At 41.7% G+C, this 10,905-nt stretch carries 6 protein-coding genes; all 6 read right to left on the reverse strand.

Annotation, left to right across the window (positions count from 1 at the left end):
- Positions 1 to 2: 2 nt before the first annotated feature.
- The 6 genes from porL to QUE35_RS08350 all read right to left on the reverse strand — a co-directional run bounded on the left by porL (position 3) and on the right by QUE35_RS08350 (position 10,559).
- Positions 3 to 1,025 (reverse strand): type IX secretion system motor protein PorL/GldL, encoded by a 1,023-nt coding sequence (porL, locus tag QUE35_RS08325; RefSeq protein WP_022602935.1) that lies wholly within the window; start codon positions 1,023 to 1,025, stop codon positions 3 to 5.
- A gap of 24 nt (positions 1,026 to 1,049) precedes the next feature.
- Positions 1,050 to 2,465, reverse strand: coding sequence for a T9SS ring complex lipoprotein PorK/GldK (porK, locus tag QUE35_RS08330; protein WP_031258934.1), 1,416 nt, complete (start codon positions 2,463 to 2,465; stop codon positions 1,050 to 1,052).
- Positions 2,466 to 2,468: 3 nt separating this feature from the next.
- Positions 2,469 to 3,458: a PorP/SprF family type IX secretion system membrane protein gene (locus QUE35_RS08335; RefSeq protein WP_022602934.1), complete on the reverse strand. Its 990-nt coding sequence runs from the start codon at positions 3,456 to 3,458 to the stop codon at positions 2,469 to 2,471.
- A 291-nt stretch (positions 3,459 to 3,749) separates the two neighbouring features.
- The gene (locus QUE35_RS08340) at positions 3,750 to 6,095 is read right to left on the reverse strand and encodes a GH92 family glycosyl hydrolase (protein WP_022602933.1); all 2,346 of its coding nucleotides are present in this window, start codon (positions 6,093 to 6,095) and stop codon (positions 3,750 to 3,752) included.
- A 133-nt stretch (positions 6,096 to 6,228) separates the two neighbouring features.
- Complete coding sequence (locus QUE35_RS08345; protein WP_022602932.1) at positions 6,229 to 7,698, reverse strand: beta-helix domain-containing protein; 1,470 nt, start codon at positions 7,696 to 7,698, stop codon at positions 6,229 to 6,231.
- A 23-nt stretch (positions 7,699 to 7,721) separates the two neighbouring features.
- Positions 7,722 to 10,559 (reverse strand): TonB-dependent receptor, encoded by a 2,838-nt coding sequence (locus tag QUE35_RS08350; protein WP_022602931.1) that lies wholly within the window; start codon positions 10,557 to 10,559, stop codon positions 7,722 to 7,724.
- Positions 10,560 to 10,905: the final 346 nt, after the last annotated feature.

The raw sequence follows: 10,905 nt of genomic DNA on the forward strand, positions 1-10,905 counted from the left end.
CTTTATTGAGCAACCGCTTTATTTTCATCCTCTTCAGAAGTTGTCTGAGTTACAGGAGGCTGAGGAGGCGTCATCGGACGGTTATACATATTTACGGTCATCGCCGCAAGCATATTTTCATATACGGCATTTAATTGTGCCATGTACTTAGTCATCTTTTCCGTCTCTTCACAATAACGATTACTGTCGTTCATCGAATGTTCGTACATATCCCGAATGCTCTTTAATCCGGCATTGACCCGGTCGATACTATCCAATTGTGAACTGATGCTCTTCAATTGGATTTCATAAATCGTATTCAGACCGGCCAGATTCCGATTCAGATCTTCCATTTGAGTAACATACCCTTGAGAATGATCCGAAATACCCTCAGAATTCTCGGTTATACTTTTATAGGAATCAAGCAAAATATTAGAAACTTCCGTCAACGAACGTGTAGCCTCTTTAAACTGATCCATTTGTGCGGAAATAGCTGATAACTGACTTAAATAATTTTGGGTGGCCTCAGTCAATTCAGCCATACGCGAAAGTTGGTCGGCTGCGGCAGAAAGTTTCTGAATGCTTTCCGAAAGACTCTGCGTATCTTCTTCCCCCAACTGTATGTCCGAAGGAATGCCAGCCGTTCTCTTGGCCTCTTCAGGTGAAACATGTACTCCGGACGATCCTCCGTTAACGACAACTGTTCCGGTCGCTCCGGTGCCCCCCTTAATAATTACGCCACCGCCCTGACCTCCATGAAATTCAGGACGATCTTCAGGATCTTTGGTCGATAGCACGGGAAACACTTCTTCCCAGTTATATTCTTTGGCAGGACGGTCGAATGCTGTCAGTAAGAACATCATCACCTCTACCCCCATACCGACCGACAACATAAAATTACCTCCCGGAAGGTGCAATATCTTAAATAAAGCCCCTAAAATTACAATAGCAGCACCGATACTATAAGCAAAATTAAAGAATCGTTTTCCGGAATCGCCCGAAAGAAATTTCTCAATACGATTTTTATATTTTTTATATTTTCCCATAATGGTAAACTTTAAATCCTTTTATTATTTACGACCTTTGGCGAATCCCACTTGCGTACGTACACACCGGAAACCGATATACGAACGTTGTTCATTCTGATATTCCCACATACGTATGTCAGAACGTACAAAATTCGACACGTCTTTCCATGAACCTCCGCGCACGATCTTCCTTTTCATCCGATAAGGATCTTCTTTCGCCGCATTATAACGATAATCGGGATTCATGTCGCTGGTATAAAGATTTCCACCCTCAGTATAAGCTGTCGATGTCCATTCCGATACATTTCCCGCCATATCGTAAAGTCCGAACTCATTAGGCGGATATGTTCCGACTCGGGATGTAATAAGATTTCCGTCTTTTACATAATTCCCCTTTTGCGGTTTGAAGTTAGCGTAAAAACATCCTTTATCAGACATCGGAGCATCTTCGGACCAAGGGAATTTATTTTCGTTCTTTCCGGAACGCGCCGCATATTCCCATTCGGCCTCAGTAGGCAGACGATAAGGCTCTATATACGAAGCGCCTTTGATTCCGGCCAACAAATAATGAGTCCGCCATACGCAAAAAGCTGTCGCCTGTTCCCATGAAACACCGACTACCGGATAATCGTTATAACCCGGATGTGCAAAATACATACGCATGTAAGGTTCATTATATGCATTATCAAAATCATTTACCCAAGCCGTAGAATCAGGATAAATATTAACGATATAGGTATTCAGAAAATCGAACTCGCTTTGCAACGGACGAACAATCGTCTGTGTAATAATCCGCCCATCATCATCGAAAAAGGCCGTATCTTTGGAAATGAGCACTTCTGCCTCAGGATCGGGTTGTACGTCAGTATTCAAAATGCGACGTGCCGGGTCGAGACGATGTTTCCGTTTTGCAGCTTCGGTATAGTTAAACACTTCATATCGATAATTAAGCTGTCTCACATCCAACTCTTTCGCTCCGGTAATCGGATTGATCCGATAGACACTCTCAATCGCCCGAGCCTCATCTTCGGTCGGATTACGCCATGGAATCGCCTTATTCCAGTTCAAATGAGGTTTTACCGGATTTCCATCCCGATCTTCTTCTATCTTAAATGCTTCGTTCCCGCCAAAAGCCGGATCGGCCAGACGTTCCCGAATAATCGAATCCCGCACCCAATACACGAATTGTTTATACTCGGAATTGGTTATCTCGGTCTCATCCATCCAGAAAGCATCAATAGATATCCCTTTCGCCGTTTGGGGCGTTCCCCAAAGAGTATCTTTCTCGGACGGACCTATTTCAAAAGAACCGCGCTTTACCAATACCATACCGTAAGGTGTAGGCTCACCGAAAGCAGTGCTGCTTACTCCCACCACCTCTCCACCGTTAGGTGCAGAAGACGGAGCGCAAGATACCAACATGCCCACGATTGCCAAAAATAACATGATCTTCTTCATAAATTATAGTATCCGAATACTTTTATGTTTATTCTTGTTCTTATTTGAAAAATCTATCTTTAAACTATATCCTAAAAAAACTTCATGACTCCCGCTTGTTGCCTTTACAATTGCCGAAACCGGATAATCATAAGAATATCCCAACATAAAGTTTTTATAATCAGCACCAATCATAATCACCAACGCATCTTTCCAGCGATAAGACAATCCCCCCCACAAAAACTTATTATACCTCAGACGAGCCGTCAACTCCACCTGAGTGATTTGAAACGTCGTCTTTAACAAAAGCGAGGGTTGCAACTCATATAACGCATTTTTAAAAGGAATATTGCCCCCGGCGATAAAATAATACGAACGTCCCGTATAAGTTTCATATTTTTCATCGAACGTAATCACCGGTTCGGTAAGATGTGTTGACGAAAGACCTGCATAAAAATATTTATGGGAATAGAATACTCCGAATCCCATATCGAATGCCATCCCCTGCAACTCACTTTGGGGAATACCGTCATCCGAAGAATTGTGATAATCGCTTTCAGGTATAGAAACTTCCGTACCGTCAAAACGCTGATCGAGTAACCCCAACTGTAATCCCAGACTGAGTTGTCCCTGCCATAAACGCACTTTATAAGCATATTGGAGGGCAATCGTCATGTTTGAATACAGACCGAGAGTTTCGTTTGTCATCGCCAACCCTACTCCATGATTCTGTTTAAATAAGCGAAAAGGCATTTCGGCCGAAACTAAAAACGTCTTGGGTGCTCCGGGCATACCTACCCACTGCTGACGCGAACCGGCACGAATATTCAACTTACCGTCTTGTCCTACCGCTCCGGCATTGTAATAATTAGGCAATGCCCAATATTGACTGAACTGGGCATCGACTTGTGCCCGAAGTTCTACAAATCCGAGCAACAATAAAAACAGCGATATGATTTTTTTTATACTCATGACGAATGCTTCCCGAAAAGCCAAACCGATCCGGACAAGCATATATTTTTTATTTCAGAATTAAAAAATACCAACTTCCGTCTAATTACTTTCTTAATTTATAACTCAAAAAAGGCTGATAAATTGTCCAAGTATTTCAAAACCTGTTTAAGAAACTAATTAAATTTCTTACAAAAATACGAATATATCTTTAACTCCGGCCATTGGAGACAAAAAGTAAAACCATATATCTTTTCAAGTCCCTTTTCCGATCCTTTTTCCCGCTCATGCACATCTCAAGTCCGCTATGCTCCTTATCGGGACAAAAAACAGCTTCACAAACGCTCTTTGGAATTACTCAAGTCCCCATGAATAATTAGGATACGACGCCAATCGAAAAGATATCTCTCCGCCATTCATAATATCGCTATGGTCTATATAACATTTTTCTAAAGATTTCCCGTTTAATTTTGCAGACTGGATATAACAAGCCTCCGAAGCATTTCCAACCGTTTTGATTACGAATCTTTTTCCCTTTGCATAGCGATCATCCAATTTTATTTCGACCCGGTCGAACAATGGCGTTGTCAATTCGTACCGAGTCTCTCCGGGACACACCGGATGAAATCCCATAGCCGACAAAACATACCATGCAGACATCTGGCCGACATCTTCATTGCCGACCAAACCCTCCACTTTATTTTTATAAGCACCGTTACAAATAGCCCTTGTCCAATACTGTGTAAGCCAAGGTGCTCCTAAACGATTGAAAAGAAACGGGACATGATGAACCGGTTCATTAGCATGATTATAATAAGCATTCCACAAAAAATCGGACGGGCATTTCTCAAAAAAGTTCGTCAAATCAGCCAAAGTTTTTGTTCTTCCACCCATTAAATCTGCCATTCCGGGAATATCGTGAGGGACAAACCACCCTTGTTGATAAAGATTACTTTCCACGCATCCGTAACTTTCTTTCAACCGCCCTTCTTCAGGCCACTCTTTCCATGTACCATCTGCATTACGAGGTCTGAACCACCCTTGTTCTTCATCGAAAACTTTAGAATAAGAACGGGAACGTTCAAAATATTCGGCAGCAGCTTCTTTACAGCCCAAATCCTCCGCCAATACAGAGAGACACCAATCGGAATAAGCATATTCCAATGTTTCGGAAACCCTTCCCGACACATATCCGAGTTTTTTGTCATTCCCCATTTTCTCAGCTGTATTTACCGCATAAGCGTAAGCCTTTTTTACATCATAATTACGAATTCCTTTCCGATAAGCGTCCGCAATTACCGATATAGCGGGATTTCCGACCATACATCCGCTATAAGCATTCAAGAACTCCCACCGGTCATAATATTTCGTACCATTCTCTTCGGCAAGAGATATGAAAGAACAGATCATGTCGTTTACGACTTCCGGATTAATAATTGTCTGCAAAGGAAACTGACTTCTGAATACGTCCCAACCGCTGAATACCGTCCGTTTGATAAAATCGTCGGTCTTGTGTACTTGCTTATCGCCTCCGATATACTCACCCGTAACATCGGTAAATACCCTCGGATCTATCATTGTATGGTAAAGCGCGGTATAAAAGATCGTTCTCATATCTCGAGTACCTCCCGACACCTTTATTTTGCTCAAAGCTTCATCCCACAGAGAGGCAGCTTTGTCCCGATAACGATCAAAATTCCACCCTCGCACTTCGGCTTTCAAATTCATCTCCGCCCCCTTCATACTGACAAAAGAGATACCGGTTTTTACAACCACCTCATCGTCCTCTTCTGTAGGGAACTCCGTATAAAATCCTAAATGATTTCCTTCCATTTTGTCCCGTTTATGAAACGTCTCGGCATGAATGACCCGGTCGATATATTCGGGTTTTCCTATATCTCCTAACCGACGTGTCCAATTATCGGGAATATCGGCACTCCATATCCCGTATTCTTTCAATGGACAACTGAATTGCGCATAGAAATATACTGTATAGTCTGCTTTTCCCGATCCATTTCCCCATCCTCCGCCAGCAGGCGTACAACGCATCCATCCTCGTATAGTCTGATCATCTACCCGTTCTATATATTGCCGAGTAGAAGTTCCTCCCACACGGCGGGCGAGATCGATCTGAATACGGGCTTGTTTATGTTTCGGATAAGTAAACCGCATAATTCCGCAATGCGGTGTAGCCGTCAACTCCGCTTTTATTTTATAATCGGAAAGAAAAACCGAATAGTATCCGGCAGAAGCTTTTTCAGATCGCTTGTTATAACGTGAACGGTATCCTTTTTCGGGATACTGTTCAGTACCCCGATAAGTAAACAGTTCCCCGGTTGTAGGCATAACCAAAAAATTGCCTAAATCACCATACCAACCAATTCCGCTCATTTGCGTCAAAGCAAAGCCTTCTATCGTCGTATGTTCGTCACTATACCCCGGACCATTATCACCTCCTGTAATCGTATTAGGACTTACTTGAGTCATTCCCCACGGTGTCGTAGCTCCGGGAAAAGTTTTTCCCAATCCATGACCGGCTCTTGCTTTCCGGACATTGGTGCTTGCTCCGATAAACGGATTCACATATTCAGAAAGACGTTCTTTTTTTCTATGAGAAGATGCTGCAACCGCAAGCAGGTCATACCCCGCAAATAAGGATAAGAAAAAAAGGATTAACAAATACTTTGCTCTGTAATTCATCGTGTGTGTATGATGTATAGTTATGAAGAATAGTCTATGCAAATATAACGAAAATGTCCCGGATTACTTCGGGACATGAAAAAGAAAGGAGAGAAAATCTCTTCCCCCTCCTTCCGACAAAACAAGAATCTAATCAATATACCGTATTCTGAGGGTCAAAATTAGTCCATCCGCTCATCCAATTATCCGAAGCGGTTTCAGTAGGGCCGAAAGCTCCCCTGTAAGCCGTTTTGGTAAAGAACGAGTTATTCACATAATTATTGGTCCATACTGCTCCGGCAGCTAACGGACTATCGGTATTCGGACACATATCCGGTGTACCGTTCAACAGTTGAGGATTTCCTTTTAATTTCAAATCAGAAATCGAAGACAAGACTCCTTCATTGGAGAGCGCAGCAGTAGACCAATATGCACTCACAAACGTACCGGGATCAGAGGGATCAATAACGCTTTCCCGATTTTTCGGATTCAGAGCTTTATCTTGAAATGCTTTTTGGCATCCTGCAATCACACATCCGGAAATATTCAATGTCCCTGCCGTAGCAGATTCCTGAGAATTAGACCCGGCCTTATCATTCTCGATAATCAAACCGATCGGATATCCGGCAATAACGGAATTAAACAGATTGCAGTTTGAACTCCGACGTATTTGAACTCCGGTCTGGAAACAGCCCATCGTACTACCCTTATCATTTCCTTTATCTTGATAATTGGCCGGATCGGTAACCGGACCGAAAAGCGACACGTTGGCAAAAATAGGGCGAGTGGTCGGATCGATTACGCTACCTGAACTGTTATTATCCGACTCAAAACTGTTCGAACATGATTTATCGGCGTATTGCGGGTTACGGAGAGCAACAGCAAACTGTACCCGTCCCTGATAGCCGTTATCGGTATCGAAGTCGTCATCCCAACAACCCAAAGAGACTAAATAGCGGGCATCTACTTTACCGCCGAACCATTCATAACTGTCATCTCCTGAATAAGACACCTGAAGATGGTCGACTTGAGTACCTGCTCCTACCGATCCGAAAGTAATACCGTTGATCTCGTTATCGGTAGAGTATTCTATCCCGGCAAACTCGACACGGACATAGCTTAACACTCCGGAATTATCCGCATCATCATTTCCTCCATGTTTCGAACGTACTCCCCCTTCGATAGTCTGTTCACCTGCGTTATTCTTCGCTTTTCCTAAAATAATCAATCCGCCCCAATCTCCGGGCTTCCGGCTTCCGGGAGCTTGTGATGAAGTGAACACAATAGGACGATCTTGCTCGCCTTTTGCCATGATTTTACCTCCACGTTCAATAATCAACGTACCCTTACTGGCTTTATCTCCTTTGATAACCACGCCCGGCTCTATCGTTATCGTCTTGCCGTCAGGCACATAAACAAAACCTTTCAAGTTATAAGTATTGGGATAGGTCAATGTCAAATCACCCGCTATCTCATAATTGTCGGAACCATCTCCCAAATCGATAACTTCTCCGGTGACAGCAGGATCGTCCCCATTGTCATCATCATCGTTACAACTCGTAAATCCGGCTGCACAAACAGCACCGATTACTGCTAAAACAAAAAATTTCAATTTTGATTTCATCGTTTTTTAATTTTGGTTTATGATCAAAACTTTAAAGAAAGACTTAGTGATATCGATCTTCCGGGCGTATATTTCCGGGTAATCTGTTCCCGTTCTTGTTTTACGCCATTGATCGTCGTAGTGGGAAATTGTTTCATGATAACCGACTGTGCCAGAATATCCTTGATCCCCAATTTCAAAGAAACTATCTTCCCGAATGTTTTATTTATAGTCAAGTCAAGGACATTACGGGGCATCTCGTATGCGTCAGGGACATCATAATCGCTGTTTCCATCGACAGAGGTAGATTTTCCGACCCCGACAATACGTTTACCGATAATGTTATATAATAAACTTGCCGATAATCCTATCTTTTCGGAAGAAGTATAATAAAGTCCGGCATTCACGATATACGGAGACTGACCTTGTAGAGGACGGTCTTTCTCTTTTACCAACCCTTCATCGCTAAATTTGACCCGGCTTTTCACCCATGCCGCATTAAGAACTAAAGTCAAGTCGGGAATATTTATAAAGTCAAGCGATTTTCGAATATCCACCTCAACTCCGGTCGTATAAGCACTACGGGCATTTTCGTAACTGTAACGATAACTGCCACCCATATCGATAAAATTCCATTCTATCGGATTTCTGAAATTCTTATAAAATAATCCGACACTGACGGTTTCTCCGGCCGAAGGATAAAGCTCATATCGCAGATCGACATTATCAATCGTAGCCATCTTCAAATCGGGATTTCCCTGTACTTCGGCAAAAAGCTCAAAATCATAATAAACAGCGGGAGAAACTTCACGAAATTCGGGACGATTGACCGAACGTCCGTATGCCAACCGGATAAGATTTTTGTCATTAAAACTATAAGTAACATTAAAAGACGGAAGAACCGAAACTTTATCGTACTTATATTCTGTCATCAGTATCTGTGACGCACTGATCGCACGGTCATATTTTATCGACATATTCCACCACTCGGCACGCACACCCAAATTCGCTTGAAATGCACCGAACGGAAACACTCCTTCTACATAAGCAGCCGCAATACTGTTCTTTCCGTCATACGCATTCGATTTGCGCGTTGTCTCCTCTATATAAACTTTATCATAACCAAGCCATTTTTCATTCATCATCTCGGTATAAGGTAAGTTTATATAATCTACCCGTTCGTCTCCCGAAAGTCTGTCATAGCGATAAATAAATTCTCTCGGCGTATATTCACGAATGCGATACTCACCATATATTCCCGATTTTATTTCAGGATTCCATGAGCGATCGGAAAAACTTTTTTTATAATCTGCCCCGACCGAAGCAATATGATCATACAATTTCTGGTCATAACGGTTTATCATATCGTTATAAGAAGGTAAATCGGGAGTAATTACCTTATCGGCAGGAATTCCCCCGATATTTTTTATAATCCGACGATCAGGTTCCATTTTATTGGCATACGAATAATCGACAGTCCAGTTCAAAGTCTGAGTCATATCCTCATCCAACGTATGCAGTCCGGCAAGCTGCCCCACATAACTTAATCTTGAAGAATATAGCATCTCCGTCTGATTTTCATAATACTCACCGCTTACCGTACTCGTCCCGTAACGTTCTGTAAACCGATTTTTCCCGATCTGAGAGAAAAGATTCCTGAACTCGAATCGATTTCTCGAATCAAGGATAAAAGACCAGTTATTCATCGCGTTGATTTTCACCTCGTTTGTAAATTGATTATCAATATAATTTTTCTCAATAGTAGGAACATCCGCTGTGGCACTATATATTCCGTATCGAGTATTCTGCATATCCGGAATTGTCTTGTTTGCATTACTATATCCGAAAGTAAGAATCGTACCAACTTTATCTCCGATTTTCCGATTCCATGTCAGATTAAGTTTCAAGTCGGGAAGAGGACGAAATGTCTTTACATTCCAATCATTATTAAATCCGGTTTTCGTATAATAAGTAATTTGAGATGGATCGGTCATCGAACCCAGATGCGAAGGAAAATCTTTAGATAAAGGACGTGCACACCGATCGAATCCCAACCATTCGGTCGAAGAAGATTGCAACAACGAAAAATCTTTAAAATGGGTAACTGTATTTATCCCAGTACCGACACTTAACGAGAGAGAATTTTCATCCGGCATATTTTTTGTCGAAATTTTTATAAAACCTCCGGAAAAATCACCCGGCAATTCTGCTGTCGGGGATTTGATAATCATCATATTGTCAATATTGGAACTGGGTATAATATCGAAAGAAAAAGCTCGGCCGTCGGCTTCGGAACTCGGTACCGCACCATTATTGATCGACACGTTATTATACCTTTGAGAAAGTCCTCTTACAATAATAAATCGGTTCTCAATAAGGGAAATGCCCGGTACTCTTTTGATAATCTCAGCAGCATCGCTGTCTGATGTTTTGACGATCTGTGCAGCCGATATACCTGTAGAAACGGTCAAGGCGTTCTTTATATTCGAAATCATCGCTGTCTCGGTATTTCGTCTTCGTACACCTGTAACAACGACTCCGTCAAGTTGCTTATCTTCTGAGACCAAAAAGAAATCGATATTTTTCGTCTCTCCTTTCTGAAGCATGATAGTCTCTTTATGAACACTATATCCGATAAAACGGCACTCTATTTCCAAAGATTTATTTGCCGGCAAGTTTTTTAACAGGTATGAACCGTCTTCTCCCGATGCTGTCGCAACAGAAGATCCGGTTAATAAAATGGTTGCACCCAATACCGGTTCTCCGGTCTCTTTATCAAATACTTTACCTGAAATAGTTTGTGCGACTGATGCAGTAGAAGAAAATAGGGAAAAAACTATTACTAAAAAAGAAAGTTGTTTCAATGTAATTCTGTTCATCATTCTTGCTTTGTTCTTTTTACGATGCAAATATCCGACACGCAAATTACAAGCTCAATGCAACAAGGCTACATTTATTTTATAAAGACGTAACAATCATATTACACAAATCCGTAAAAAATTAGAACATGCAAATTATAAAAAGAACCCAGTTCAAAGAATTATCGGAACAAAAGTTAGACAAGCGCTAAAAATAGTGTACCGTATTTTAATATAAACCCCTATCATCTTTACACATCGCTTTTCAAAGTATTTCAATACTTAATAAAGTACAGAGCAAAAAAGTAAACAAAACATTTTGCATACTATTATTTGCTTTCTCTTGACTGATTTATTACCTTTGCTAAGA

Source organism: Coprobacter fastidiosus (genome assembly GCF_030296935.1).
Classification (GTDB): Bacteria; Bacteroidota; Bacteroidia; order Bacteroidales; family Coprobacteraceae; genus Coprobacter; species Coprobacter fastidiosus.

Bases quoted from the DNA above. Each gene is read 5' to 3' on its own strand.
- porL (WP_022602935.1), bottom strand. From the start codon at position 1,025: ATGGGAAAATATAAAAAATATAAAAATCGTATTGAGAAATTTCTTTCG.
- porK (WP_031258934.1), bottom strand. From the start codon at position 2,465: ATGAAGAAGATCATGTTATTTTTGGCAATCGTGGGCATGTTGGTATCT.
- QUE35_RS08335 (WP_022602934.1), bottom strand. From the start codon at position 3,458: ATGCTTGTCCGGATCGGTTTGGCTTTTCGGGAAGCATTCGTCATGAGT.
- QUE35_RS08340 (WP_022602933.1), bottom strand. From the start codon at position 6,095: ATGAATTACAGAGCAAAGTATTTGTTAATCCTTTTTTTCTTATCCTTA.
- QUE35_RS08345 (WP_022602932.1), bottom strand. From the start codon at position 7,698: ATGAAATCAAAATTGAAATTTTTTGTTTTAGCAGTAATCGGTGCTGTT.
- QUE35_RS08350 (WP_022602931.1), bottom strand. From the start codon at position 10,559: ATGATGAACAGAATTACATTGAAACAACTTTCTTTTTTAGTAATAGTT.